Origin of the sequence: Streptomyces similanensis, assembly GCF_039543625.1 — a bacterium.
Lineage (GTDB): Bacteria > Actinomycetota > Actinomycetes > Streptomycetales > Streptomycetaceae > Streptomyces > Streptomyces similanensis.
This window is the reverse complement of the sequence record NZ_BAABKC010000059.1, coordinates 100,496-125,578: the sequence shown is the minus strand read 5'-3', so window position 1 is coordinate 125,578 and position 25,083 is coordinate 100,496. Positions and strand designations below refer to the sequence as shown.

Genomic DNA, 25,083 nt, shown 5'->3' with positions numbered 1-25,083 from the left:
GCGCGGGCGGGCGGATGCGGGAAGACGGGTGCAGGTGGGACTCTTCGGAGAAGTCCGATGAGGTTCTGCCTCCCGGCCGACGGCACCCCGCCCGCCCCTGAGGCGCTCTCGGAGATCACGTGTGACGACGAGGCGTCCGACGAGGAGCCGCACGCCGTCGGCGCCCAGGTCCTCGCAGGCGGTCGGCACGGCGCCGAGATGTGCGGCCGCGGCGGAGGAGGGATTCAGGCGGGGCCGGAGGGCGGACATTCCGCGCGGCCGGTCGGAGGGCCGGTCGTGGCTGCGAGCCGTGCCCGTACCCGGACCAGCCGGGCGAGCGTACGCCGTCGGCCGGCGACGGCGACCAGCGTGAACGCGGCGAGCAGCAGCCAGAACAGGCCGAACGCGGTGTTGCCGCTCGCCAGCATGCCGGCCCCCAGCAACACGTACAGCCCGAACAGAAGGGGAAACGTGTGTCGCCCCTGGCGCAGTTGACGAAGCTGGCGGCGCGCGAGCAGGTCCATCGCCCGCTGGACCCGCCTGTCGGCCGGCAGGTGTTCCTTGCGCAGACGGCGTGCCACGACGGGGAGCTGCTGCCTGCTCAGTCCTGTCTCACGGGTGATCTCCCGTCGCACCCGTGCGCCGGCCCACACCCCGCCGACGATCCCGCCGACGGCTCCGGCCACGCCCCCCACGGCTCCGGCACCGCCCAGGCCGATCCGCAGTAACACTGCCGCCGTCCCGCCGACGAGAAGTACCGACAGACCCACGGGCACCCAGGGTCTGTCGTACCACCGGTGCTCGCCCTGCCAGTCCACCTCGTCCGGCACCCCGCACGCCCCGCCTCCGCCCATCGCCCCTCCCACACGCCGGCCGTTCACAGAACGCGGTCACCCGCTCGAACCGCGTACCCGCACCGGACCCGTCTACGTGCGGACGGCCTTCCGCGTCGTGCCGCGACCGACTTTGAGCGGACGCCGGACGTCAGGTTGTCGTCACCGAGCCGCCGCCCCTCGGCGACAGCCGGCCGTCAGCGCGGTGGTCGCCACTCCGAGCCACTGCGAACCACTCCGAACCACTCGGGCGACCACACGCGTCGTCCGCACCGGCCTCTTCCAGCGTGGCCGTCGGGTGGATGAGTCCGAGGGCGAGCAGTCGCCCGTGTGGACGGGGCCTCACCGCCCGCGTCCCGAACTCCTTTACGTCTCGCACAGCGAAAGCTTACTTTGGAGTAAGTCATGTCATAGGTAAGGGAGTTCAGTGTGAGTTCCTATCGAGTCATCATGGTCGGCACGGACGGGTCGGAGTCGTCGTTCGCCGCTGTGGAGGGAGCGGCCCGGCTCGCGGCTGCCTGTCGGGCCGAACTCGTCATCGTGTGCGCCTACCAGCCGATGCGCGGTCCGGAACTCTCCCGGGCGCAGGACCAGCTCGGTGCCGAGGCGTACCAGGTGGTGGGCTCGGCCCCGGCCGAGGAGACCCTTCGGGCCGCACGGGACCGCGCCCGCGACCAGGGGGCGCTGGATGTGCGTTCCCTCGCCGTGCAGGACGATCCCGTGCCCGCCCTGGTGAACACGGCCGCCGACCAGGCGGCGGACCTGCTGGTGGTGGGCAACCGCGGCCTGCGCTCGCTGGCCGGGCGCATCCTGGGGTCCGTGCCCGCCGACATCGCGAGGAAAGCCGGGCGCGATGTGCTGATCGTGCACACCACATGAGCGGCGTGGATCAGGCCGCCACGGCGGGAAGGCCGGCCGACCTGCCGGGCTGGTCCGTCGGCGCCGTGCGGGACCTGGTGCTGGGCGCCCCTGCACGGTGGACGCGGACGGACGTCACCGAACGGGCGGGGGTGGAGCTGGAGAGGGCCGAGCGGATCTGGCGCGCGCTGGGGTTTCCCGCGGTGGGGGACGGTGAGCGCTTCTTCACCGACGCCGACGTCGAGGCACTCCGTACAGTGGCCCGCCTGACCGAGGCGGGGCTGGTGACCAGCGAGAGCGAGACCATGGTGGTACGCACCGTGGGATACCACCTCTCACGCCTGGCCGAGTGGCAGATCGACGCCTTCTGGGAGTGGCTCGGCCGGGCCCGCGGCGACGGCGCTCCGGTGGAGCGGGCCGCGGAACTGCTGCCGCAACTGGAGGAGTTGCAGACGTACGTCTGGCACCGCCACCTCGCCGGACACGCCGAACGGTTCCAGGCCGCGCCGGGGGCGGTCGAGGAGGACCACTCGCGCGCGGCGACGACCGGTCCCGCAGAGCTTCCCGGTGAAGCCGGACTCCGTTATCAGGCCGTGGGATTCACCGACATGGTCGGGTACACCCGGATGACGCGCGGCCTGGAGGGCGCCGAACTCGGACAGGTCCTTGACCGCTTCGAGAGCATCACCGGCGACGTGATCGCCGAGGGGCACGGCCGGGTGGTGAAGACGATCGGGGACGAGGTGTTCTTCGTCTGCGAGTCGGCGTCCTGCGCCGCGGACATCGCACTGGAGCTGACCGCTCGAGCCCACGAAGCATCCGAGCTGCCCCGCGTCAGAACCGGCCTCGCCTACGGCCAGGTCCTCTCCCGGTACGGCGACCTGTACGGGACCGCGGTCAACGCGGCGGCCCGGCTGACCGCTGTCGCCCACCCCGGCACCGTCCTCGTCGACACGGCCTTCTCCGGCGAACTGGCCGGGCTGGCGGGCTACGAACTGAAAGGGCTGCGCCCGGTCTCGGTACGCGGATTCCCCCGACTGCGCCCAGTGCTGCTGCGGCCCGCCTCGCAAGGGCACCGGAGAGCGAGTCGCTGACGCGCGTTCCGCGCCGGAGCAGCCTGACGGCGGGACGCCCACCGGCGTCGGCCGCAGCCGGCCTCGAGGTGACGTTAGAGCTCCGGGAGCCGGTCCCGGAGCTGCCGGTCGGCCAACCCCGGGACCGTTTGCGGCGACCGCGGCCTGGTCGCAGCGGCCCCTGCTACCCGGCTACCTGAACCTTGCCGGCCTGGTTCGCCGACCGCTGCATCCAGGCCTGCAAGCTCGACAAGAGCGACCGCCGGGCCAGGGCACTCCAGACCTTCTGCCAGATCTACTGGCTGGAACTGCTACGCCATGCGGGGGCAGACGGGCACCGGCTCACGAAGGACCAGTTCGTCACGGCCCACAGCCTCGCGGTCATCGACCCCAGTCGGCTCCACGTGACTGAGGTCGGCGGCCGCGCGTTGAACGATGCTGTTCGGGGCAGACGTTCCCTGCTCACGCGCACGTGTCGTGGGGCCGGTCCGCGTGATGCAGGTGTCACCGGGCCGGTCGGCAGAGAGGAACGGAGGGGGGAGTCGTGACTCGTACGCGTGCGGAGGCTCGCATCCGGCATCCGCGGCACGAACGCAGAGGGGAGGCCCGGCTACCCGCGGCGATCGCCACTCTCGTGGCCATCGTCCTGTACCTCGGCCTGCCGCAGCGGCTGCTTGTCGCGCCGCGCTATGTACTGCCTGTTCTGGAGGTCCTTCTCCTCGTTCCGCTCGTCGCGATCAACCCCAGGCGGCTGACCCGTGAGACGAAGACGTTCCGCGCGCTGTCGCTGGGTCTGGTCGCCGTCATCGCGGTGAGCAATCTCGTCGCTCTCGGCCTGCTGATCCATGAACTCGTCTACGCGGGTGTGAAGGACGGCCGCGGACTGCTGGTCGCAGCGTTGCAGGTGTGGCTCACCAACATCATCGTCTTCGGCCTGGCTTACTGGGAGCTGGACCGGGGCGGTCCCGTCAGCCGCACACAAGTTCCGCGCGATAAGCTGCCGTTGGCCGATTTCCGCTTCTCGCAGGACGAGAACGACGACGCCGTCGAAGAGGTCGCCGACGGCGCCAGCCGCGCCTGCGACTGGGTTCCCACGCTGACCGACTACCTCTACGTGTCCGTCACCAACTCCACGGCCTTCAGCCCGACCGACACCATGCCGTTGTCCGCCCGGGCCAAGCTCATGATGAGTGTCCAGAGCGTCTCGGCCCTCCTCACCTCACTGCTGGTGATCGCCCGCGCTGTCAGCATTCTGCACTGAACAAGGAGCCCTGCTGTTCACCCGCATCGGGCGGAGAGAGCCCATGCGCTCAACGGCCGCATGCGACTGATCGTCCGCGTCCCGCGGTATGCGCAGGACTCCCCCGGGCGTCACGAGGGTGCGCCCGCGGGTGCCGGCCCGGCGGCGTCGAGAACCGTGGGAAGAGGCAGGGCCAGCGCGAGGGCCAGTTCTCGCAGTTCCTGCTCGGTGGGACAGATCGGGCCGGTGGCCCCTTCCTGAGCGAAGACGCGGATGCGGGGAGTGCGGATCCCGGTCCTGTCCGCGAGGGCCTGGGCGTCCAGGCGTTGCCGGCGCATCGTGTCGTGCAGCAGTTGAGCGAGGTCGGCCATCTTCCCACCTCCGGGTTCGCGGGACCTGCAACGGAGTGATGGGCCACGTCTGCCCCGCAAGCAGACGCTCATCCACCGTCGTCCCGGTCGCAACCAGCCCGAGGGGCTATTGCTACGCCGCCCGGGTGAATTCACGCCTCGGGCAGAACCGGGTCGGTCGATCGAACTCGAACTGATGTGCCGAGCTCAGGTGCGCTTGCGGGAGGATTCTGCCGCCATGGACACCGACTAGATACGGCGACAGTCGCAGGCTCTGACCGGCCGCGCTGAGATCATCGATCTGATGTACCGCTGTCTGCCCGTGTCCGGCAAAGGACGGCGCTGTTCGACCGAACCGTGTATCTGTGCATCAACGCCGTCATCGAGATCCACGGCGCACGGGCCACTGTTCGTGGCGCCCAGCTGAGCATCCACGTCCTGGCAGACGACTCGGAGAGCGCCTTCCTCGCCGCCGGCCATACCGACGCCGCACTGATCAGGACGGCTGACGGTTGCAGTATCTCCGCCTCACCCTCCGCGGCACAGGACTGCGCGATCATGTCGGCCGTCCACCGCGTGAGCCTTTGCGCAGGGGGTGGCTCGACTGTCCCTGCACCTCGAAGATCTGCACGAGGCGCTCGCCGAGCGCGTCTGCCATGGTGACATGTCCGTTCGCCGGGGTCGACCTACGGTCGGGGGCGCCAGCCAGAGTGCATCGCCGTCACGGATGGGGGCGTGGTGGAGCGGCACGAGACCGCAACCTTCATCACGCCGGCCGGAGAACTGCATTTCGCACGTGCCGCCGAACGGTTGCACGTCTCTCCCGGCCGGGTCAGCCAAACGATCAAGGCGCTTGAGCGTCAGATGGTGGCGCGTTGTTCGAGCGCTGCAAGCCGCCGCGTCGCCCTCACCACTGCGCCGCCAGCTCCGTGACGACCTATTGCCCGCGTATCAGCCGATTCAGCGCGCTGTCGCCAACGCGAGGGATGCCTACGCACCGGTCCGAGGCGTGCTGCGAATCGGCTTCACCGCCCCGTGAACCGGGGAACTCCTCGTACGCACCGGGGGCATCCTTTCCGCCCGCTACCCCCTTTGCGCGGTCGGGTTGTCAGACATGGTCTATGACCGCCGTTGATCTCCAGGTGCTGCGGGCGTGAACGCGGGAGAGGGAGGCGCTGCCGGACACGGCACCGTGTCAGTGGCCACTTTGCATCTCCCATCGACGTCCAGTTCGTGGGGGGACCTGGCCGTCGATGGTGACGGTCAACGAGCGGCTTGCAGTCTGTCTCACTGCCACCCTCGGCTGACAAACTTTCCGACCATGGCGAACAGCGGACTGTGGGTCGGCATCCTCACTGCACTGACTGCACTCGGAGCCAGCTACATCACCGCGCGGGCGACCTTCCGCGCAGCGCGGGCGCAAGCCGAAACAGCCACAAGGGCAGAGGCCCTGCGTGACGAGCGTGAGCGGCGCCGATCCGCATATCGGGAAATGATGAGCTGCGTGCACGCGTTCAACGTGGTCACGTGGCAGATGGACGACGTCGATACGGCCCGTGACCCTGCAAGCAGGGGCAGGCTCCTGACGCAGATGTACGAGTGCATCGGCCCGGCCATCGGGGACATGAACAGGGCGATGCACGAGATCCGGCTCGATGGTCCTGCCGCTGTGTCCGATGCTGCGGATCATGTGAGGGACATGGCACGGCGCGTGCAGCAGCGACTCAACGCGCTACTCGGTGACGACAGTCCTGAGTGCCGGGACGCGTACGACGCTGCCTACCGGGACTTCCGGGAGGCCTACGTCAGGTTCATCGGTCTGGCGCGAGGGGCGCTGGAGGTCAAGAGCGAATAGCAGGCTGCCCCTGGTCCTCTGCGCGATCAGAGGCGCGCAGGCCAGAGGCTCGTTCGTCCACTGCTGGTCCCGCCGGACCGCGAGGCGTAGACAAGCCCCAAGGCCGAGCGTCCGGGGTTTTCCTCCGTCGCTCAGATCGTCACGTGACGGCTCACTTCCGCTCGCGCGGAGCTGAGTCGGACGGGCGCACACTGCAACGGATGTTCGCGAGCACGTCCTCGGTCTGTGGCAGTGGGCACATCGTGCGGGTCCGTGCACTCCGGTCGGGCCGCCGCACCCGCCTCGGGATCTTGATCTGGCGCAGTGGCGGTTGTGATCGCGGCCTCGTCCGAAGGAAGACGGGGCCGCTTTACTCATCGTTTCAGAATGAGGGCGCGGAATACTCGTCATCGAGTCGCTGAAGAACCTGCGCGAAGTCACCGGCGTCGATCAGGCCGGCGAGTACCTGGGTCATGTTGTCGATGCCAGGGTCCCGGACTATCAGTCCGTCAGAGCACCAGAAGTAGCGGCCGCCCAACTCCTCGCCTGTTTGAGACCACCTCTTCATGAGGCGCTCGACCTCGGCGAGTGTGAACATGGTCGCGCTCCAGCGGGATCCGTCCGCTGTCAGCCGCACCTCCACGTCGACGTTGCAGACGGCATCCAGATCCTCGCCGACGCTGGGCAGGAATGACGCCTCGAACCGATCTGTGCGAACGCGGTACCAAGGTTCATTGGCTTCCGGCGCCTCGCGCGGCAGATCTGACGCGGCGGGCTCGGGCTACGGGACGTTCCAGGCGGAGAGGACGGGTCGCCCGTCCTCGGTGGCGAGGAAGCTGAGCGTGCCCGGATGCGGGTGGCCGAGCAGTCGGCTCGCGGACGCGTCGAGACCGAGCCAGCGGACGGTGAGGATACGCGCCAGGTGGCCGTGCGCCACGACGGCGACGTCGCCGTCGCTCAGCAGCGGACGAATGCGGTTCAGCACCGCGTCAGTGCGCGCGGCCACCTGCGCCAGCTCCTCGCCAGGGTGGTCGGCGTCGCCTGGAATCACGCCGTCGCGCCACAGGTCCCAGTCCGGCCTTGACTCGCGAATCTGCTCGGCGGTCAGGCCTTCGTAGCCGCCGTAGTCCCACTCCAGCAGGTCGGGATCGGGCTGTGCACTGGTCAGGCCGGCGAGTTCGGCCGTCCTCATGGCACGGCTCAGTGGGCTGCTGAACACGGCGAGCAGACGGCGGTGGGCCAGTCTCGGAGCGAGAGCACTGGCCGCGGCCTCGCCCGCTGCCGTCAGCGCGACGTCAGTCCGCCCAGCATGCTGCCCCGACAGGCTCCACTCGGTCTGGCCATGCCTGATCACTATCAGCGCACCCATAGCCACGTACGCTATCTGATCTTGAGGCATCCCGACTCGATTTCACCGCGTTCGCCTCGCTGTGCGAGCTCAATCGCCCGGGCAGAGAACAAAGAGGGGGAAGGCGCGTCGCCTGGGCCGGTCGCCGATCTCGTTGAGTGCGGCACGGATCTCGTGCAGGTGGCCGGTTGTCATCTGCAGCGGGGGTTCGTCGGGCTGGTAGGTGGTGCGTATCGGGTAGTCCACGCCTGGATCGGTGGTCATCTCGATATGGCAGCCCAGGACGTGGGTGACCGGTCGGCGTTCGGAGAACTCGATCAGTCGGTCGATGGTCCGGGCGAAGGCAGGCCAGTCCTGTATGTAGAGCCGGCCAGGGTAGACCGTGTCGCCGGTGAGCAGGAACCCGCTCCATGGATCGTAGAACGTGACTGCTGCCTGGTGGTGCCCAGGAGTGGCCAGACACTCGAGCACGCGGTCTCCCAGATCGACCTGCGCCACGGCGGTGGGATCCTCGTCGAAACCGAAATATTTCCAGGCGGTGGCGAGCTCTGCGCCGACCACCGTGGTGTCGGGGCGGTCGGCGAACTGGCCGTCCCCCGCGATGTGGTCGCCGTGGGGATGGGTGTGCAGCACCAGCAGGTGATACCTGTGCCGGGGGTGGCGGGCGAGCCAGTCCTCGACGAGTTCGTCAACCAGCCTGCGCAATGGGAAGAACTGTGCGGATGCGGTGGCGCCGGTGTCGATCAACACTGCCTGGGCATCGCCGAAGAGCAGGAACAGGAACGGCGCCTCGTAGTTGATCGCCATGTTCTGTCTCAGGATGACCGTATGCTCGTCGAACGCGTAGACCTGGATGTCCGGGTCGGAGTTGTGCTTGGCTGATGGTGAGCCGTGGATCCAACGGACGTCCAACTCGCGAGGCGAGGGAAACGAGCCGGCGGAATCAGCAGAAGGTGTGCCTACGTCCACGACGCCTCCTCAGTGCGTCGTCTTGGCGGGCCGTGTACGGCGCACATCTCGTCCGGGGCAGGCACCTACGAGCCTCCGCGGCGACGCTACCACGACGCTGAGCGGCTGCTCTTGGCCCTGCGTGGGCGCAGCGGCATCGCTCTGCGCTGGGACCCTCAACGTGACCTCCACTGCGAGAGCCTGGAAGGTCCTCATTCAGGTTGCTCGGGCGTGCTTGCGGCCGCGGGGCCCGCAGTCCTGTCCGGCGAGGGTGAGGTTATGCCTCCGGGCAATGCTGTGCATGGCGTGGTGGACGCCGTCTCCTTCGAGTCGGCACATCAACGAGTGGCTTTCATGGGCACCTGTCGCTAGAGCTCGTAGTCCTGCGCCAGCTCCTCCCAGCAAATGCTGCGCAGTCCAAGATCGGCGTCCTCGCCCGACGGGACATCCACGCCGGTCTGGAACCAGACCACGGTGAGAGCGGAACGGTGCAGTACCGGGTCAAGTTCAGAGGCGACCGCTGTCGAGCGGAAGAGCCCGATGCAGGCCACGGAAGGAAGTACCTCAACGGGGCCGAAGGCGCCGGCAGTCTCGTCCGGGTACTCGCGGGAAGGTAGGACCAGGTGAACTGGCCTGGATGTGAACGCACGTTCAGCCTGTCTTTGGAGGCTCCTGACCTTCATGTCATTGATGAGCTTGCACGGGTAGCCCTCCAGCATCCCTCCGTAGGTCGAAGACATGCGCAGCTCGGTGAGCTCGATCGAATGTCCAGACGAGAGGGTTATGTGGCTCAGCGACATGCCAACACCCTATGTGCAAGGTTCACTCCCGGTACACGGCCTTGATCCCTGCGCGACTGACGCGATCGGTCGCAGGGCTGCCACCGGCGGTGCTCGCCCGGCGGCCGGGCATCTGACCGGCGGCGACGCCGATGGCACCGCCGCCGTGGTACGCCACGGCCGGGTGGCCGCAGGCGCGCGTGCGGCCGGTGCGCGAAACGGGCGGCCGCGGGTGTGTCGGTCGCGGCGCCGGCCCCGGGCGGCCCTGCGTCTGCCGGCCGTCGCGTGGCGGGACGGCCGGGTCCGGACGTACGGCGCGCCGTCACAGACCGGGCCGTTGACCGGCGACGGCGGCGACGGCCCAGAAGCCGGCATAGGTGAGACCGCAAAGGAAGCGGGTGACGATGAGGGCGGTGAAATCGTCGGCCGGCAAACCGATGGCGACGCCGATCGCAAGCAGCGTCTGGGAGACCACCAGGGTGGTCCGGCGCGGCCGGCGCAGGGTGAGAACCGCGAGGGGCGGGCCACCGATCACGACGCCAACAGCGAAGGCGGAGATCAGGACGCCGGCGAGCAGGAACTCGGCGCTGCCCATCGCGAAGAGGCTGAACGCGAGCAGGTGGACCGCGAACGGCATCCGGTCGGATCCCGTGCGGGCGGCGGCCTCCTGTGGCTGAGGGCCGCACACTCCCAGGCGTGGTCGAAGACATGCGCGGGCTTCTTGTACGAAGGTTCGGACACGCGGATCGAGGCCGGCAGGCACCTGCGGTCCGTCGAGCCGGCTGGTCCGCTACATGGTGGTCATCCGCGTCCTCATGCTGGGGCCGGCAGCCTTGAACGGCCAACATCTGTTGCCGATCCCGGGACGTCGTGGTGGCGTCGGCGATCCGCTCAGTCGTCACCGGACAGGCCCTCGCCCCAGCCCCGCTTCTTGATGGCGGTACGGCGTGGAAGGAGCGCGCTGGAGTGGGAGTCGGCTATAGCGCGGCGTGAGCCGACGTAGCCGACGTAGCCGCTCGATCGCGCGGGGGGCGGGGACCTGGCGGATGGCTCATCGGCTGGGCGCGGCGGGTGGCGGATCACGCCACCCGCCGCATAAGGAAAAGGCTTCGTTAATTGCCGATTGCCTGGCGGCATTCGTTCAGAGCGAAGATCCCGAAGTTGTCCGCGATCTTCTCCATGAGTCCGCCGTCGAGAACTCCGGGGTTCCAGGCGTATACCGGGCATTCACCGTCCCGATCGGGCCGTGAGGTGTCGAGTACCACAACACCCCACACGTCATCGTGCATGACGACCATCAGGTGATGCGGGAGCCTGAGTGCCTCGCGGTCTTCCAAGGTGTAAGCGACCGTGCCCAGCAGACTGTCTCCCCCTGCTGGCGTCTGATACAGGCCGGGGAACTCTGTGGGGGCTGCTTCCCACGTACCGAACTCCTCGATGAGGCGACGGTAGGACGGCGGGAACCGAAGCCCCATCTCGTGTTCCGCCCGGTCGATGAGTTGTTCGCGACATCCGTCGGCATGATTCGCCGTGTCCTCGTTGGAGTAGATCAGATCGATTACCGACTCTGCCGCCTCAACTGCGATCGTTCTCATGAAGTGAAGTCCTTCGCACGACTCTTCCAACACCGCTTCTTCCACCCGTTGAAGGCCAGCGGAAGACCTTGCCACGAAAAAATACTGCTCCGCCTTGAACTCGACCACCGACAGAGTGTGCGTAACCGCCTGCGTCTGGGTGGGAGAACCACACAAAAGGCTCGCCCCGTCCCGTGCGACAACGCAGGGCAGGTTGATCGAGCCCGGAGTCGGCTCGTCCTCCTGCTACCGTCCTGCGGTGATCTCTCTGGGGGAACCCGCGTTCTTCACCCGCCTGCGCGATACGCGACGGGTGCTCATCGCCGGCGCGGGCGGCGGCTTCGACGTGTACGCCGGGCTGCCGCTCGCGCTCGCGCTGCGGTCGGCGGGCAAGGAGGTGCACCTCGCCAACCTGTCGTTCGCCAACCTGTACGGCCTGGACCTCGATGTGTGGGTGGATGAGGACGTCGCGGCCGTCGGGCCCGACACCCCGCTCCGAGGCGACTACTTCCCCGAACGGACGCTGGCCCAGTGGCTCGCGACGCAGGATCTTCCGTCGACCGTGTATGCGTTCCCGAGCATCGGGGTCGGTCCGCTGCGGGCGGCCTACCGGAGGTTGATCACGCATCTCGGCGGTGTCGACGCGGTCGTATTGGTGGACGGCGGGACCGACATCCTGATGCGCGGAGACGAGCACGGTCTCGGCACCCCGGAGGAGGACATGGCCAGCCTGGCCGCCGTGAGCAGGCTGGACGAGGTCCCGCACCGGCTGGTGGCCTGCCTCGGCTTCGGGGTGGACGCCTATCACGGCGTGAACCACTCGCTCGTGCTGGAGAACTTGGCCGCTCTGGACCGGGACGGCGCCTATCTGGGCGCATTCTCGCTGCTCGGGGCAGGGCGGGAGGGCGCGCTGTATCTCGACGCGGTGGCGCACGCCCAGCGCCACACCGCGAGCCACCCGAGCATCGTGAACGGATCCGTCGCCGCCGCCGTGCGCGGTGACTTCGGCGACGTGCGGTTCACGGAGAGGACCAAGGGCAGCACGTTGTTCATCAACCCGCTGATGGCGCTGTACTTCTGCGTGGACCTGCCCGGACTGGCCCGCCGCAATCTCTACCTCGGTCTGTTGGAACGGACCTCGCTGATGCGGCAGGTGAGTTCCGTGATCGAGGAGTTCCGCACCACGCTGCCCCGTCAGCGCCCCCCGCAGGCATTCCCCCACTGAGCCTTCCACCGGTACGGGCGAACGCTACCCGCCCCTGTGCGCACGGTTGCCGACACCCGTGGACGCGCAGGCGGCAGGGTACGCTGCGGCCCGCCGGCAGGTGTCGCGAAGATCAAGGACATGGCGGCCTGCTCTCACCGGATCGAACGAACCTCCGGGAGCCGCGGAGAACATGACGACGAACGACAAGTAGGCAGCGCGGGAGATCTCCGAGCTGCTCCGGAGCGTCCTGGGCAGCTTCCGGTGCGGGGAGGGCCGGCCGATCCGTCATGCGTGAGGCGGGCTTCGCCGGGCGGAGTTCCTGAGGCGTTCGGCGAGGGCTTCGACCAGGTCGCGGAGCTCATCCGGGCGTTCGATGAGGAAGGGCCGGTCCAGCGAGGCGAGGACGGCGGGCAGCCAGTCGAGCCGTTCCACCCGGAGTTCGACGCGGGACCAGCGCTCGGTCCGCGGATCCGCGCTGCTCGGGGAAGGGAGTTCCGCCACGATCGCGACGCCGGCGGGAAGTCGGGTGTGGATCTGCTCGGCCGTCCCCTGGATCCGCAGGGTTACCTCATGCCGGTACGGAGCCGTGGCGAGCCCGGTCAGCACGCGCTCCGCCGGGTCGAGACCGGCGGGTGGTTCGAAGGAGCCGGGCAGGACTCTCACCTCGGTGATGCGGTCCAGCCGAAACGTCCGGTCCTCATCCGCCGTGAGATCCGCGGCCGTGACGTACCACCGGCCCGAGTGGGCGACGACCCCGTGCGGGTGCAGCGTGCGTTCGCTGCGCCGGCCGTCGGCGGCGGTGTACCGGATCGAGATCGGCCGGTGATGGCTGACCGCGTCGGCGATCGCGAGCAGCACCGTGGAGTGCGGGGCGACTGTTTCGCCGGGCCGGTCCGTGAAGGCGAGAGAGCCGAGAAGGGCGTCGAGTCTGCGGCTCAGCCGCTCGGGCAGCACTCGCCGGATCTTGGCCGCCGCCGTCTCGCTCGCCGTGCCCATGGTCGTCGTCAAGCCGGCTCGCCGGCCCGCGACCAGGCCGAGCAGCACGGCGAGTGCTTCGTCGTCGCTCAGCATGAGCGGGGGCAGGCGGTAACCGGGGGCAAGGCGGTAGCCGCCGTAGCGGCCGCGCACCGACTCGACGGGCACGTCGAGGTCGACGAGGTGGCCGACATAGCGCCGTACGGTGCGTTCGTCGACGTCCAGCCGACCGGCGAGTTCGGTCACGGTCCGGGTGCCGCCCGACTGAAGGAGTTCCAGCAGGGCGAGCACGCGGGCGACGGGTCGAGGCATGTTCCGAAGTCTCCCGCATATACCGGGCGGGTTCCGCCCGGTATTCGTCGTAGCGTGCGATCAGAAGCACGCACGGACCAGGAGAAAACCCATGAACTTCGTCTCTATCCGCGTCATCACGGGCGACGTCGCCCGCCTCGTCGACTTCTACGAGCGGGCCACCGGGGTATCCGCCACCTGGTCCAACGAGGACTTCGCCGAGCTCCGGACCACCTCGGCCACCCTCGCGATCGGCAGCACCCGCACGGTCCCCCTGTTCGCGCCCGGCTCCGCCCGCCCGGCCGACAACCACAGCGTCATCCTCGAATTCCTCGTCGACGACGTGGACAGCGTGCACAAGAACCTGACCGGCTTCGTGGCGGACTTCGTCAATGAGCCCACCACGATGCCCTGGGGCAACCGCGCGCTCCTGTTCCGCGACCCCGACGGCAACCTCGTCAACTTCTTCACCCCCGTCACACCGGCCGCCATCGAGAAGTTCGCTCGCTGAGCACAGACCCCGAGCCACTCGTCGAAGTCGTCGCGACGCGGGTGGTCGTCCCGGTCACCGCGTCGCCCGTGACCTCGCCCGCGACTGGCCGGCGCGGGGCAGCCTGCTCGGGTTTGTCCTCGTGTTCTCGGCAGCGCCTGCCGTAGGTGCCCTCACCACGAGTTTCGTGGTCCTGTTCGCGACCCTGGTGCTGGCCGCGGTGACGAACGCGGGGTTCCTCCCTGAGCGTCGGTTCAGCGGGGCTCGCCGAACCAGCGGGCGAGCGCCGGCTCCGGATCATCCGCGCCCGCCCAGCACACGTAGCCGTCCGGCCGGACGAGCATCGGTTCGGTGTCGCTGCCCTGACCCACCCGGTCCACCCGGTCCGACCAGGGGCCGACGGCCTCGGCGAACGTGTCGGCCGGGTCCAGCAGGACGCCGCGCCCGGAGCGCAGCAGTTCGTGTGTCCGGGCCGTTCCGAGGTCCAGGTCCGGTGCGGGGCGGCCCACCAGCGGATGGGTGTCGGCGCCCGGCATCGGGTAACGGACGGCCATCCCGGACATCAGGTCGGCAAGATGGTGCTGGACGTCCGGGATCCGGGCCATGTCCGTGAAGATCTCCCGGGCGGCCAGTACGTCCGGGTCGCGGCTGCCGGCCCAGTCCATCAGCAGGCTCTGTGCCCGTACGTTGCGCAGGACGGCGGCACCGGCCGGATGCCGTTCCGCGTGATACGTGTCGAGCAGGTCCTCCGGCGCCCAGCCGTGCACGGCCGCGCCGAGCTTCCAGCCGAGGTTGAACGCGTCCTGCATCCCGGTGTTCATGCCCTGCGCGCCGAGCGGAAGGTGGACATGGGCGGCATCGCCCGCCAGGAACACCCGCCCGTGCCGGTACTGGGCGGCCTGCCGCGACGCGTTGGTGATACGGCGGGCGTAGCGCAGTTCGAGCAGGCGCACCCGCGTTCCGAACACGGCGTTCAGGCCGCGGCGGACCTCGTCCTCGGTGACCGGGTCCTCCCGCGGCCGCGACCGGTCCGGCCCGCCGAGGACCAGTCGGCGCAGCGGCCTGCCCTGCGGATCGGTGCCGAGCGGGAACAGCGCCGCCCAGTGCCCGTCCTCGTTCCAGGTGTGCGACGTCAGCGGATCGACTCCGCCCAGTCGCACATCGGCGGAGACGATCGTCAGCGTGCCGGGCTGACCGGGGAACTCGGCCCGCACCAGCGACCGTACGGTGCTGTGGGCTCCATCGGCGGCGACGAGGTGGCGGCCGCGGAGGGCGGCGCCGTCGGCGAAGGTCGCGGTGACCCCGTCGTCGTCCTGGGCGAGGCCGACCAGTTCGTGGTTCCTGCGGGCGTGCAGGCCGTGCTCGGCGAGGTGCTGCTCGAAGAAGCCCTCGATCACCACCTGCGGCACGGCCCGCCACGGCAGACGGTGCCGCTCGGGCTGGAGCGGGAGGGGGATGCCGGCGAAGTGGCCGGTGGTGGCGGGGTGGTCCCCGGTGGCCAACAGGGGCTCAAGCAAGTCCCGTTGGTCCAGCGCCTCCAGTGTGCGGGACTGCACGCCGCCCGCCCTGGACAGGTCGCTGCGCTGCGGCAGCCGGTCGACCAGGACGGTCGACACCCCCGCGAGCAGCAGCTCGTTGGCCAGCGTCATTCCGGTCGGGCCGGCGCCGACGATGAGCACATCGGTGTCCATGAATTCTCCTGTGGTCGTGTCGATCGGGACAGGAACCACACTCCGTCGGCCGAGCACGCCCGCTCCACAAACCGGTGCCATCGCGTGGACATCCGACATCGTCTAGCCTCGGCCCGGTGGAATCCGACTACGACGAGCTGGATCGTCGGCTCGTGCACGCCCTGCAGATCGACGGCCGGGCCCCGTTCAGCGCCATCGCAGGGGTTCTCGGCGTGTCGGATCGCACCGTCGCCCGCCGGTACGCCCGGTTGCGGTCGGCCGGGGCGGTACGGGTCCTGGGCGGGGTCGACCCGACCGCGCTGGGCGCCACCCTGTGGTTCCTGCGGGTGCGCTGCGCGCCGGCCGCCTCGCTCCCGGTCGCCGAGGCGCTGGCCGGACGCCCCGACACGTCCTGGGTGAACCTCAGCTCCGGCGGCACCGAGATCACCTGCGTGGTCCGTACCGAGAGCGACGCGGACAGCGAGACGCTGCTGCTGGCCAAATTGCCCCGCACCCCGCGGGTGGAGGGCGTGACCGCGCACTCCGTGCTGCACACCTTCTACGGCGGCCCGGACAACCTGGTCGGAAAACTCGGGTCGCTGGACGCGGAGGCGGTCGAGCGGCTGCGCCCGCCTCCGATGCCGTACCGGCCGGGACCGGTGCGGCTCGACGACGGCGACCGGAGGCTCCTCGCCGTGCTGGCCACCGACGGCCGCGCCGGGTTCGAGGAGCTGGCCGTAGCGACCGGATGGTCGCCGACGACGGTCCGGCGCCGGATGACCGAGCTGCGCGAACACGGCCTGCTCTATCTCGACATCGACGTCGACTGGCGGATGTTCGGTGTGAACACCCGCACCCTGCTCTGGCTCTCGGTCGCCCCCGCCCACCTCGCGGAGGCCGGGCAGGCGCTGGCCGGGCACCCGGAGATCGCGTTCGCCGCCGCCACCACCGGCCCGACCAACCTGTGCGCGAGCGTGGTGTGCGCGGACCAAAGGGAGTTGTACCGGTACCTGACCACCCGGGTCGCCGCGCTCCCCGCCGTCACACACGTCGAAACGGCACCGGTGATCAGGACCGTCAAGAAGGCAGCGGCCCGGACCTAGCGACCGACACGAGCGTGGGCGAGGCCCCGGTGAGGCCGGGGTGCGAAGCCGGCTGCCCCTTCCGGCCGTGGACTAGGGTGACTGCGCGAGGACGTCGTGTTCGCCATGTTCGCGTGGGAGGTCATGCGTGGGGGCAGCCCACCCCCCGCCGGTGCGGGTACCGGTCGGCGAGGGATCAGGTCGGTGGACGAGCCGGACCGTGCAGCGCCGGGTTCTGCTGGTGGTCCACAACGTCACCTCGGCCGGCCGCCTGCTGGATCTGGTGCCGCTGTTCCACGACGACTTCCGCGTCCAACTCCTGGTCACCTCCACGGGGTCCTCCGCCTTCCAGGGCGGCATACAGGAGCTGTTCGCCGAACTGGAGCTTCCCGTGCTGCCCTGGGAGCAGGCTCTCTCGACCCCCTTGGACCTCGCGGTCTCCGCGAGTTTCGGTGGTGAACTCGCGCGGATCAAGGCGCATTTGTCGGTCATCTCACATGGTACCGGGTACACCAAGAAACTGGGCAAGTCGCGAACCGGGAGCCGGGAGCCGACGTTCGGGCTGTCGCCCGAGTGGCTTCTCGACGAGGGGAAGCCCTTCGTGGACGGGCTCGTCCTCTCCCATCCGGAGCAGTTGGAGCGGTTGGCACGGGTGTGCGCCCCCGCGGTGCCGGCAGCCGTCCTCGCCGGTGATCCCTGCTTCGACCGTATGCTCGCGGCGGTTCCCTACCGTGAGAGGTTCCGGCGGGCGTTGGGGGTACGTCGCGGGCAGCGGCTCGTCGTGCTGAACTCCACCTGGAACCCGGAAGGGCTCTTCGGCAGTGGCGGCGAGCAGGACATGCTGCCCGGTCTGCTGCCCCGCCTCGCGGCCGAGTTGCCGGCCGACGACTACCGCCTGGCCGCCGTCCTCCACCCGAACATCTGGTACGGGCACGGCCCCGGCCAGATCCGGGTGTGGCTGGACCGGGCCCGCCGCGCCGGTCTGGCCCTGATCGACCCCGTCCGCGCCTGGCGGCAGGCCCTCCTGGCCGCAGACCTGGTCCTGGGGGATTTCGGCGCCGTCTCCTACTATGCCGCCGCCCTGGGCACACCTGTGCTGCTGGCGGCCGACGGGGCGGGCGTGCTCGACCCGCAGGCCCCGCTCGCGGACTTCGTCCGGCACGCTCCCCGGGTCGATCCGCTCGTCGCACTGCGGCCGCAGATCGAGCGGACAGTCGCCCGTCACCGGCCCGACCCGGCCGCCGCCAGGTTCGTCACCTCGGAACCGGCCCGGTCGGCCGAGCTGCTGCGCCGACATTTCTACGCCCTGCTCTCCCTTCCCGAGCCGGCCGCGCCCGCGTCCCTGGAGCCTTTGGCGCTCCCCCCGTACGGTCCGCGGAAGGTGACGGCCCCGTTGCACGTACGCGCACACGTGGACGGCGTCGACATCGTGATCGAGCGCTCCACGGAACACCCGTACGGCGCTGACGGCGACGCGCACCTCGCCGTGCACGAGGACACCCGCCGCCCCGGGGACCTGGACCTGGCGGACGTCATCACACGCGAGGGCCGGCCGGACGATCCGCGCCTGGGCGGCCCCGGTCTGTGGACCGCCGAGGTACTGCGCCGTCATCCGCACTGCTCGGCCGCGGTGTACGTGACCGGGCCCGACAGCTGCACCGTACGGGTGAGACGGCACGGAGTTTTGCAGGTGTCCGCCTCGGACGACGCGGACGCCGATCCCGCTGCGGCCGCCTCGGCCCTGTACACCTGGCTGGCACACGGCGGGACCGTACCCGCGGGTGGAGTGGTGCTTCGGGTGCACACGGCCGGAGGTGTGCACCCGTTCCGGGTGGAGGCGGGCCGGCCGGACTACCGGGCCGCGCCTCCCTCGCAGCGTTCCCGCAACCGGGCCAGATAGCCGAGATGCGGCGTCGCGGTCGGCGGGAGCAGGGCTTCCGCCTCGCCGATCCTCACCAGCGCCGTAGTGTCGTCACCGTCGTCGTGCAGGGTCTCCGCGAGGTCGGTGAGGGCGCGGGCATGGTTGTACGCCTCGGGGGGCTCTCCGGTCCGCCCGGCGAAGAAGTCCACAGCGTGTTCCAGCGCCTGGCGGGACTCCTCCAGCCGGCCCTGGCCGCGCAGGGCCCGGCCCTTGTGGCGCTCGATCAGGGCGAGGGCCCGCGGAAGGTCCGCCGCGCCCTCCTGGTCGGCCGTCAGCCTGCGGTAGATGGTCTCGGCCTCGGCGAACCTGTCGTACGCCTCCTCGTACTCCCAGCGGTTCAGGCTCAGCAGACCCAGCAGTTCCACGGCCGACGCCTCGCCGCGCGGATGTCCGGCCGCCCTTTCGTAGGTGACGGCCGACCGTGCCGCGCGGTTCGCCTGCTCCTCCCGGCGCATCTCCCCCAGACAGTGCGCCAGTTGGAAGTGCAGCGCACCCGCCATGCGCTCGTCCGCGCGGTTCTCCTCGGCGCAGCGTGCCGCGTCCCGGAGCGCGGGAAGCACCTCGTCCCAGTAGCCGGCCTTCAGTTGCAGCGGCCACAGCGCGCGGGCCAGCCACAGGGCCACAGTGGTCCGTCCGCACTCCTCGGCCAATGTCACCGCCCGGACCACGTTGGGCAGTTCGGCCGCCAGGACCACGATGCCGTCCTGGTCGGCTCCGCTCCCGCCGTGGAAGTCCGCCGGCAGCTCGGTCCGCCAGCTCTCCGGCAGGGCCGCGCGCGACGCGGGCAGCACCCGCTCCACGAGGGCGTCGAGTACCCGGCCCACGGCCGCCGAGCACTCCCGGGCTCCGTACTCCGCCGCGGCGGTGTCCGCGAGCTGGCGCCTGATCTCGGGCCGGAAGCGGTACCGCCGGTCGGGAAGAGGCTCCAGGAGTCCGACGTCCACGGCCTCGTCGAGCATCCGGCCGGCCGCCTGTTCGTCGTCGAGGCCGGCGGCGGCGGCCGCGATCACCGTGCTGACGGACGGCCAGCCGCCGAGCGCGGTCAGTCGGCACAGACGGGCCGCTTCGGGAGCGAGCTGGACCGCGGCGAGTTGCGCCACTGCGCGTACCGGGTGGTGCCGCCATGCCTCGGCCCGCGGTGCGGGACCGCTCCCGCCGCGGGCCAGCAGCCTCGCCTCGGCGTGCAGCACGAACGCGTTGCCCTGGCAGCGCTCCAGCAGTGCGGGCAACTGCGCGTTCACCCGCGCGGCGTTGGCCTGACCCGCCACCTTCCGCACCAGTTGCTTCGCGTACCGGTCGGTCAGCGGCGGAACCGGGACACGTTCCGCCTCCAGCAGCAGGGGCGGTCCGGAGACGACGACCACAAGGAAGACGTCCGGTGTCGCCGGTACGAGGCCGCGGACCTGGGCCAGCGAGGTCGTGTGGTCGATCACCACGAGCATCTTCCTGCCCTCGGTGATCTGCCGGTAGAGCCGCACCCGGTCGGCTTCGGTGGCCGGGATCCGGTCGGGCCCCATCCCCGTCTCGCGCAGCAGGCGCAGGAGGACGGCCGCCGCGTCCGGTCCGCTCTCGTCGTCGCAGGCGTCGCGCAGATCGACGTAGAACTGTCCGTCGGGGAAGCGGTCGCGGCTCTCCCCGCCGACGCGCAGGGCCACCGCGGTGGTGCCGCTTCCCGGAGGACCTGACAGGAGCGCGACCCGGGGCCTGCCCTCCCAGGGCCGCCTTGCTTCCCGCATCAGCTGCCTGAGCACCTTCTGCCGGTTCGTGAACGCCCAGGGGGCCGGGGGCATGCCACCGCGCGACGGCGTCTCGGTCCGGACCCGGGCGCTGTCCACGAGGTGGGCCCACTCACCGGCTCGTCGCGGATCGCGGCTCATCGCCGTGTGCAGGCGGCCGGCCAGTTCGGACCTCTCCTCCTCGCCGACGGGCAGCGGGGTCTCGCGTCCCAGGGTCCGCCTCACCAGAGCGCCCGCCGACAGGGTCAGGTTCTTGCCGACCTCTCCAGCGGCCCCGTTCCCCACGCTCAGCAGGAACGTGGTGAGTGCGCTGAGCGCCACGACCTCCAGCATGCCGGCTCCTCCCCCTGGTCACCCGTCCGTCCCTCGCCGGACTGTATCGCCGTGCCCGGGGGTCACGGAAACATCCGGCCATGAGGAAGTCGTGCCGCGTCCTGGTTCCTTGCCCGGGCCGCGGGCGTCGCAGGTCGGATCCAGCGGGCCCAGAACTGAACCAGACAGCGCTCGGCTCCCGCGCCGTCGCCTGGCCGCCGGCCGACGCGAAGTCCGTCTCCGCCTGCCCGTCCCGTCCCGTCCGGTCCGGTCCGGTCCGGTGCGGCGCGGGGACCGCGGAACGTGCCGTCGACCGATGGCGGGGCGTGCTCAGTAGCGGCTGAAGTCACCGAAGCGCGCCAAGTGGCCTCGCGCGTCGTGCGGGCTCAGCCCGAGTGCGGCGGCGGCCTCCTCGGGCGGCGTATCCCGGGCGATGTCGCGCGCCGGCCAGTAGGCGCTGCGCGCGGCGAGGATCTCCAGGTGGCGGGCCGCGCGTACCGCGGCCAGTGGTGAGTGCTTCGCCAGCTTCTCGATCTCCCGTTCCAGTTGCTCCAGCAGAGCGGTGACCGTCTGCGGGAGCGGCAGCGCCGACCGCGCGACCTCGACGGTGTGCGCATCCCAGTCTCGGCCGCAGGCGTCGGCGACGGCTTCGGCGGCCTCGCCCGGGTCCTCGCCGTCGCCGTCGCTGCTCTGGTTCCAGTCGAGGGCGCGGCCGGTTCCCGTCCAGCCGCACGAACACACCGCGCGCAGCGCCGCCGCCCGAGGGCCGCCACAGGACCGGCCGTCGTAGACGCTCCACTGCGAGACCCGCCTGCACTCCGCCCCGGAAGAGCTGAGGAAGAGCACGGGGTCCGGGACGGTGCCGTCGGCCAGCAGCACCCCGACGGCACCCGCGTGCGACGGCCCGAACTCCTCCGTCGTCCACGTCTCCCTCTCGCCTTCACCCATTGCCTCGCCCCTCTGCTCTTCGCGGCATCCTCGCCCGGCTGGTCGAACGCACGGGCACAGACGATTCCGTAATCCAGGGTTCCGCACAGCGGGATCCCCGAAAAGGTGACCGCGTTCCTCCAAGGTGCGCCAGACTTGAAGGCCCGCGACGAGCCGACCGAGCGGGGTCCACCAGGGCCGAGGCGTATCGCCGCGTCAGCGGGAGGGGCGCCCTCACCCCCGAGGCTCTCCCGTGTGCCACTCGGCCAGGGGTGCGACAGCAGGGGAGCTTCGTTGACCCCATCGCCGCTCCCGGCGCCGGTCCGGCCGTCGAGTGCCGAAGCGCTCGGGCAGGTACGACTCGATCTGTGGGCACGCCCCGTCGTGTGCGGCAACGACAGCTGCGGCGCGCTGCCCGGTCGACGAAGCTCACGCCGTTCGATCATGTCTTCTTAAATTGTCATGCGCTGTCCAAGACGTGCCCGTACGATCCTGTCGCTGCCCGCACGCCAGTACGTATCCGAGCGCCTTGCGCGGGCATCCACAGGTGCTCGACCGACGCGGGCCGCCCCACGTATCTCTGGGCCGGCAACGGCGTTGTCGTCGAAGGCATCCCCGGAACCGTCGGCACCGCCGGCGGCTCCCCGCTCGCCGTCCGGTATCAGGCCTGGCCCGTGACCGACCCGTCGCAGGTCACGACGGTCACCCGTGACCACGCCGTCGCCGGATCCGAGGCCGCCGGCCGCCGAGACACTCACCGACGGGCAGACCTACGCGTGGCAGGCGCAGACGGTGGCCGGCGGCGGGGCCTCGGACTGGTCCGCCCCCTGTTACGTCACCGTCGACGACACCCTCCCGGCGAGCGCGCCCACCGTCTCCTCGTCGAACTACCCGCCGGACCAGGTGAATCAGGGCGGTGAGCCGGTCACGTTCACGCTGGACGCCAACGGCATCTCCGATGTCACCGGGTTCGAGTACTCATGGACGCAGCCCCTGCCGGTCGTCGTCATCGCGCGCACCGGCGACTGGGGCATCCCACAGCCCGAGGACCCGTACGCGGACCCGGGACACTTCGTGCGTGCCGACGCGCCCGGCGGTTCGGCCACGTTCAGCCTGATGCCACCGGCCGGCTCCGGCCCGATGACCCTGTGGGTGAGCAGCCTCGACCGGGCTTTCAATCCGTCGGAGACCACCAGCTACACGTTTCGCGTCGGCAGCACGGCGCCCACCGTCACCCCGGCCGTCCCCGCACCCGAGTTCGGCAGGCCGACGACGTTCACGTTCCGGCCCGACGCCGCGCTCCAGTCGAAGAGCCCGGTCGTCGGCTACTCCGTGCGGACGGTGGGCGGCGTGGACGACGACAGGACCATCGAGCTCGCGGCGGCGGCGAACGGCACGGCCCGAACGAAGCTCACACTCGACGGCGTCGCCGGCGAGCGCGTCGAGGTGACCAGCAGGAGCGCGAACGGCTGGATCAGTGACGCGGCCTCGTGGGGCATCTTCTACGACACGACTCCCGTCGTCGCTTCCTCCGCCTACCCCGAGAACGGTTCCGGCGGCGGCGCGGGCGTCCCGGGCACGTTCACGTTCACGTTCACGCCCAGAGTGAAGGGCGTCGTGAGCTACACGTACTCCTTCAACGGGGATCCGGAGGTCACGGTCAGCGCGGACACGCACCACGCCGCGAGCGTCGAGTGGGCCCCGGCGTCGGAGGGCCCCTACGGCCTCCAGGTCTACGCGACGACCCGTTCCGGCATCCAACTGACCATGTACGACTACTCCTTCACCGTGAACTGAACCAACCGCCAGGGCCGGGCCGGACTCCCGGTCCGGCCCTGGCGCACGCGCGGATGGTCAGGACGTGGCCGGTTCCCCCGGACGCCGGGACCGACCAGGCGCACGGCCCCGGATCCGAGCTTGCTCCGGCTGTCCCAGGGCACTGTGCGCCACCGTCTGTCGTCGGCGATCGGCAGGACATCGGCACCGGTCACCGGGCCGGGTTATTCTGACCGGCGTACCTGGACACGGGGTGCCCCGCGCGTGGGCTGAGATCACACCCGTCGAACCTGAACCAGTTAGGACTGGCGGAGGGATGTCGTATGTCATTGCCGTATGCCCGTGATGCCCGTGACGGGGCTGCCGTTGCCGAGGCGCGGGGTGTCTTCGACGGGCGGATGCCGACGGCGCCCGGGGATCTGCGGGTGGAGGCGCGCGGTATCGCGCCGGTGCCGGAGGATGCCCGCTACGGCGGCCCCCGGCGGCTGTTCACCGTGTGGTTCGCCCCCAACCTGACGATGACCGGGGTGTTCACCGGCACTGTCGGGGCGGCCCTCGGGCTGGACTTCGGCACCGCGCTGCTCGCCGTGGTGCTCGGCACCCTGCTCGGCGCGGTGCCCACCGCTTACCTGGGCACCTGGGGCAGCCAGACCGGGGCGGGCCAACTCCCCCTGGCGAGGCTGGCCTTCGGGCGGGGCGTCGTGCTGCCGGGCGCCCTCCAGTGGCTGTCGTCCATCGCCTGGGACGCGCTGATCGGTCTGTTCGGCGGCGACGCGCTGGCCCAGTTGTTCGGCTGGCCGTTCTGGCTGGGCGTCCTGGTGATGCTCGCGGCCCAAGGGGCGCTGGGCGTCATCGGCTACGAGGCGATCCACCGCCTGCAGACGGTGATGACCTTCGCTCTCGCCGCCGCGTTCGCCGTCCTCGCGGTGAAGCTCGCGCACGGCGCCCAGCCCACGACAGCCGCGAGCGCGCACGGCGCCGACCGCGCGGGCGCGTTCGTGCTGACCTGCACCGTCGCGTTGAGCCTCGCCCTCTCGTGGGCGCCGTACGCCAGCGACTTCAGCCGCTACCTGCCGCGCACGGCGTCCCGTGGGCGGATGTTCTGGTGCACCCTGCTCGGGGTCGGAACGTCCTTCGTCGCGGTGCAGGCGCTCGGGCTGTGGGGCGCGGCGCAGTTCACCGACCAGACCGCCCGCGGGGTGGACCGGCTGCTGGGCGGCGGCGCGCTCGGCGCGTTCGGGCTCCTCGCGGTGGCCCTCGCGGCGCTGTGCAGCAACGCGATGAACGACTACAGCGGGTCACTGGCGTTGCAGACCGTCGGCGTCCGGCTGCCGCGTCCGGTGGCCGCCGCGCTCGCCGCGGTGCTCGGTTTCCCGCTCGTGCTGTGGATGCACGCCGCCGACACCACCGCCCGCTTCCAGAACGTGCTGCTGTTCGTCGGCTACTGGATCCCCGGGTTCGTGGCGATCGTGACCGTCGACTGGCTGGCCCGCGCGCGGGCGCGCGACGGCCGGCCGGTGGACCTCGCGGCGGAGGAGGCGGCGCGGGCGCCCTGGTGGCCGGCGCTCGTGGCGTTCGTCGCCGGCTTCGCCGTCGCGGTGCCGTTCATGAGCACCGGCCTGTACGTCGGCCCGGTCGCCCGCGCCCTGCACGGCGCCGATCTCGCCTACCCGGTGGCGTTCCTGGCCGCCCTGCTCCTCTACGCACCGCTGCGGGTGCGCCGCCGGGTGTGAGGGCGGCCTGGACCGACCGTGCAGGTGGTGCCGATGCCATACCTCGCTGATCTTCGAGGATTCGTGGCACACGGCGGCAGGGGTGCGGAGGAGCACCGCTTGAGCTCGCCTGTGGCCGCGTCGACGCGCTGGTCGTTCACCTGGGAG

24 protein-coding genes, 1 pseudogene and 2 riboswitches are annotated in these 25,083 nt (G+C 70.5%); of the genes and pseudogenes, 13 read left to right on the top strand and 12 right to left on the bottom strand.

Annotated features, from left to right (window positions below; translation table 11 throughout):
- Positions 1-224 precede the first annotated feature (224 nt).
- Positions 225-833 carry a hypothetical protein gene (locus ABEB07_RS20905; protein WP_345669759.1) on the bottom strand — a complete coding sequence of 203 codons (609 nt, stop codon included), beginning with the start codon at positions 831-833 and terminating at the stop codon, positions 225-227.
- A 429-nt stretch (positions 834-1,262) separates the two neighbouring features.
- On the opposite strand from ABEB07_RS20905, the gene ABEB07_RS20900 reads away from it, so the two are divergent.
- From ABEB07_RS20900 to ABEB07_RS20890, 3 genes are all read left to right on the top strand, one after another.
- Complete coding sequence (locus ABEB07_RS20900) at positions 1,263-1,691, top strand: universal stress protein (protein ID WP_425589046.1); 429 nt, start codon at positions 1,263-1,265, stop codon at positions 1,689-1,691.
- Positions 1,688-2,764, top strand: coding sequence for an adenylate/guanylate cyclase domain-containing protein (locus tag ABEB07_RS20895; RefSeq protein ID WP_345669756.1), 1,077 nt, complete (start codon positions 1,688-1,690; stop codon positions 2,762-2,764). Before ABEB07_RS20900 ends, ABEB07_RS20895 begins: the two co-directional genes overlap by 4 nt.
- A 613-nt stretch (positions 2,765-3,377) precedes the next feature.
- Positions 3,378-4,004: a hypothetical protein gene (locus tag ABEB07_RS20890; RefSeq protein WP_345669755.1), complete on the top strand. Its 627-nt coding sequence runs from the start codon at positions 3,378-3,380 to the stop codon at positions 4,002-4,004.
- A 110-nt stretch (positions 4,005-4,114) separates the two neighbouring features.
- Here ABEB07_RS20890 and ABEB07_RS20885 read toward each other — a convergent pair whose 3' ends face one another.
- Positions 4,115-4,354 carry an XRE family transcriptional regulator gene (locus tag ABEB07_RS20885; protein WP_164584226.1) on the bottom strand — a complete coding sequence of 80 codons (240 nt, stop codon included), beginning with the start codon at positions 4,352-4,354 and terminating at the stop codon, positions 4,115-4,117.
- A gap of 291 nt (positions 4,355-4,645) precedes the next feature.
- Here ABEB07_RS20885 and ABEB07_RS39250 point away from each other — a divergent pair, with 291 nt between their 5' ends.
- The 3 genes from ABEB07_RS39250 to ABEB07_RS20875 all read left to right on the top strand — a co-directional run bounded on the left by ABEB07_RS39250 (position 4,646) and on the right by ABEB07_RS20875 (position 6,188).
- Complete coding sequence (locus tag ABEB07_RS39250) at positions 4,646-4,996, top strand: nuclear transport factor 2 family protein (protein ID WP_425589045.1); 351 nt, start codon at positions 4,646-4,648, stop codon at positions 4,994-4,996.
- 72 nt (positions 4,997-5,068) lie between these two features.
- Entirely contained in the window at positions 5,069-5,266 is a 198-nt protein-coding gene (locus ABEB07_RS20880) for a LysR family transcriptional regulator (RefSeq protein ID WP_345669754.1), read from the top strand.
- Positions 5,267-5,654: 388 nt separating this feature from the next.
- Positions 5,655-6,188, top strand: a complete 534-nt coding sequence (locus ABEB07_RS20875; protein WP_176147666.1) for a hypothetical protein — start codon at positions 5,655-5,657, stop codon at positions 6,186-6,188.
- Positions 6,189-6,549: 361 nt separating this feature from the next.
- Here ABEB07_RS20875 and ABEB07_RS20870 read toward each other — a convergent pair whose 3' ends face one another.
- The 6 genes from ABEB07_RS20870 to ABEB07_RS20845 form a co-directional block, all read right to left on the bottom strand.
- The gene (locus ABEB07_RS20870; protein WP_345669787.1) at positions 6,550-6,927 is read right to left on the bottom strand and encodes a hypothetical protein; all 378 of its coding nucleotides are present in this window, start codon (positions 6,925-6,927) and stop codon (positions 6,550-6,552) included.
- Positions 6,928-6,948: 21 nt separating this feature from the next.
- Positions 6,949-7,536 (bottom strand): histidine phosphatase family protein, encoded by a 588-nt coding sequence (locus ABEB07_RS20865; RefSeq protein ID WP_345669753.1) that lies wholly within the window; start codon positions 7,534-7,536, stop codon positions 6,949-6,951.
- 69 nt (positions 7,537-7,605) lie between these two features.
- The gene (locus ABEB07_RS20860; RefSeq protein WP_345669751.1) at positions 7,606-8,484 is read right to left on the bottom strand and encodes an MBL fold metallo-hydrolase; all 879 of its coding nucleotides are present in this window, start codon (positions 8,482-8,484) and stop codon (positions 7,606-7,608) included.
- A gap of 11 nt (positions 8,485-8,495) precedes the next feature.
- Positions 8,496-8,563: riboswitch (guanidine-III (ykkC-III) riboswitch) on the bottom strand.
- A gap of 268 nt (positions 8,564-8,831) precedes the next feature.
- Positions 8,832-9,263 (bottom strand): hypothetical protein, encoded by a 432-nt coding sequence (locus tag ABEB07_RS20855; protein ID WP_345669750.1) that lies wholly within the window; start codon positions 9,261-9,263, stop codon positions 8,832-8,834.
- Between the two features lie 301 nt (positions 9,264-9,564).
- On the bottom strand, positions 9,565-9,879 hold the full coding sequence (locus ABEB07_RS20850; protein WP_345669749.1) for an MFS transporter: 315 nt from the start codon (positions 9,877-9,879) through the stop codon (positions 9,565-9,567).
- A 475-nt stretch (positions 9,880-10,354) separates the two neighbouring features.
- Positions 10,355-10,945 carry an SMI1/KNR4 family protein gene (locus ABEB07_RS20845; RefSeq protein ID WP_345669748.1) on the bottom strand — a complete coding sequence of 197 codons (591 nt, stop codon included), beginning with the start codon at positions 10,943-10,945 and terminating at the stop codon, positions 10,355-10,357.
- Positions 10,946-11,075: 130 nt separating this feature from the next.
- Here ABEB07_RS20845 and ABEB07_RS20840 point away from each other — a divergent pair, with 130 nt between their 5' ends.
- A complete protein-coding gene (locus ABEB07_RS20840; protein ID WP_345669747.1) occupies positions 11,076-12,041 on the top strand; it encodes a DUF1152 domain-containing protein in 966 nt (321 codons plus the stop codon).
- A gap of 267 nt (positions 12,042-12,308) precedes the next feature.
- Here ABEB07_RS20840 and ABEB07_RS20835 read toward each other — a convergent pair whose 3' ends face one another.
- The gene (locus tag ABEB07_RS20835; protein ID WP_345669746.1) at positions 12,309-13,310 is read right to left on the bottom strand and encodes a helix-turn-helix transcriptional regulator; all 1,002 of its coding nucleotides are present in this window, start codon (positions 13,308-13,310) and stop codon (positions 12,309-12,311) included.
- Between the two features lie 91 nt (positions 13,311-13,401).
- Here ABEB07_RS20835 and ABEB07_RS20830 point away from each other — a divergent pair, with 91 nt between their 5' ends.
- Complete coding sequence (locus ABEB07_RS20830; RefSeq protein ID WP_176147659.1) at positions 13,402-13,800, top strand: VOC family protein; 399 nt, start codon at positions 13,402-13,404, stop codon at positions 13,798-13,800.
- A 73-nt stretch (positions 13,801-13,873) separates the two neighbouring features.
- Positions 13,874-14,020 (top strand): annotated as a pseudogene (locus ABEB07_RS20825) (Cmx/CmrA family chloramphenicol efflux MFS transporter); the annotation flags it as partial.
- A 13-nt stretch (positions 14,021-14,033) separates the two neighbouring features.
- On the opposite strand, the gene ABEB07_RS20820 reads toward ABEB07_RS20825, so the two are convergent.
- The gene (locus tag ABEB07_RS20820) at positions 14,034-15,470 is read right to left on the bottom strand and encodes an FAD-dependent monooxygenase (RefSeq protein ID WP_345669745.1); all 1,437 of its coding nucleotides are present in this window, start codon (positions 15,468-15,470) and stop codon (positions 14,034-14,036) included.
- Between the two features lie 116 nt (positions 15,471-15,586).
- Here ABEB07_RS20820 and ABEB07_RS20815 point away from each other — a divergent pair, with 116 nt between their 5' ends.
- Positions 15,587-16,552 (top strand): Lrp/AsnC family transcriptional regulator, encoded by a 966-nt coding sequence (locus tag ABEB07_RS20815; protein ID WP_345669744.1) that lies wholly within the window; start codon positions 15,587-15,589, stop codon positions 16,550-16,552.
- 199 nt (positions 16,553-16,751) lie between these two features.
- The gene (locus tag ABEB07_RS20810) at positions 16,752-18,431 is read left to right on the top strand and encodes a hypothetical protein (RefSeq protein ID WP_345669743.1); all 1,680 of its coding nucleotides are present in this window, start codon (positions 16,752-16,754) and stop codon (positions 18,429-18,431) included.
- Here ABEB07_RS20810 and ABEB07_RS20805 read toward each other — a convergent pair.
- Together ABEB07_RS20805 and ABEB07_RS20800 are read right to left on the bottom strand one after the other, a co-directional pair.
- Positions 18,383-20,521, bottom strand: a complete 2,139-nt coding sequence (locus ABEB07_RS20805) for an ATP-binding protein (RefSeq protein ID WP_345669742.1) — start codon at positions 20,519-20,521, stop codon at positions 18,383-18,385. The genes ABEB07_RS20810 and ABEB07_RS20805 overlap by 49 nt on opposite strands.
- Before the next feature lie 309 nt (positions 20,522-20,830).
- Positions 20,831-21,448 (bottom strand): hypothetical protein, encoded by a 618-nt coding sequence (locus ABEB07_RS20800; RefSeq protein WP_345669741.1) that lies wholly within the window; start codon positions 21,446-21,448, stop codon positions 20,831-20,833.
- Positions 21,449-22,135: 687 nt separating this feature from the next.
- Here ABEB07_RS20800 and ABEB07_RS20795 point away from each other — a divergent pair.
- Positions 22,136-23,224, top strand: a complete 1,089-nt coding sequence (locus ABEB07_RS20795; protein WP_345669740.1) for a hypothetical protein — start codon at positions 22,136-22,138, stop codon at positions 23,222-23,224.
- Positions 23,225-23,442: 218 nt separating this feature from the next.
- Positions 23,443-23,537, top strand: a riboswitch (TPP riboswitch).
- Positions 23,527-24,936, top strand: coding sequence for a purine-cytosine permease family protein (locus ABEB07_RS20790; RefSeq protein WP_176147653.1), 1,410 nt, complete (start codon positions 23,527-23,529; stop codon positions 24,934-24,936). Its footprint overlaps the riboswitch before it by 11 nt.
- The last annotated feature ends 147 nt before the right edge of the window (positions 24,937-25,083 follow it).

Coding starts and splice junctions, on each gene's coding strand:
- ABEB07_RS20905 (WP_345669759.1), bottom strand. CDS start 833: ATGGGCGGAGGCGGGGCGTGCGGGGTGCCGGACGAGGTGGACTGGCAG.
- ABEB07_RS20900 (WP_425589046.1), top strand. CDS start 1,263: ATGGTCGGCACGGACGGGTCGGAGTCGTCGTTCGCCGCTGTGGAGGGA.
- ABEB07_RS20895 (WP_345669756.1), top strand. CDS start 1,688: ATGAGCGGCGTGGATCAGGCCGCCACGGCGGGAAGGCCGGCCGACCTG.
- ABEB07_RS20885 (WP_164584226.1), bottom strand. CDS start 4,354: ATGGCCGACCTCGCTCAACTGCTGCACGACACGATGCGCCGGCAACGC.
- ABEB07_RS20875 (WP_176147666.1), top strand. CDS start 5,655: ATGGCGAACAGCGGACTGTGGGTCGGCATCCTCACTGCACTGACTGCA.
- ABEB07_RS20865 (WP_345669753.1), bottom strand. CDS start 7,536: ATGGGTGCGCTGATAGTGATCAGGCATGGCCAGACCGAGTGGAGCCTG.
- ABEB07_RS20855 (WP_345669750.1), bottom strand. CDS start 9,263: ATGTCGCTGAGCCACATAACCCTCTCGTCTGGACATTCGATCGAGCTC.
- ABEB07_RS20850 (WP_345669749.1), bottom strand. CDS start 9,879: ATGCCGTTCGCGGTCCACCTGCTCGCGTTCAGCCTCTTCGCGATGGGC.
- ABEB07_RS20835 (WP_345669746.1), bottom strand. CDS start 13,310: ATGCCTCGACCCGTCGCCCGCGTGCTCGCCCTGCTGGAACTCCTTCAG.
- ABEB07_RS20830 (WP_176147659.1), top strand. CDS start 13,402: ATGAACTTCGTCTCTATCCGCGTCATCACGGGCGACGTCGCCCGCCTC.
- ABEB07_RS20820 (WP_345669745.1), bottom strand. CDS start 15,470: ATGGACACCGATGTGCTCATCGTCGGCGCCGGCCCGACCGGAATGACG.
- ABEB07_RS20805 (WP_345669742.1), bottom strand. CDS start 20,521: ATGCTGGAGGTCGTGGCGCTCAGCGCACTCACCACGTTCCTGCTGAGC.
- ABEB07_RS20800 (WP_345669741.1), bottom strand. CDS start 21,448: ATGGGTGAAGGCGAGAGGGAGACGTGGACGACGGAGGAGTTCGGGCCG.
- ABEB07_RS20790 (WP_176147653.1), top strand. CDS start 23,527: ATGTCATTGCCGTATGCCCGTGATGCCCGTGACGGGGCTGCCGTTGCC.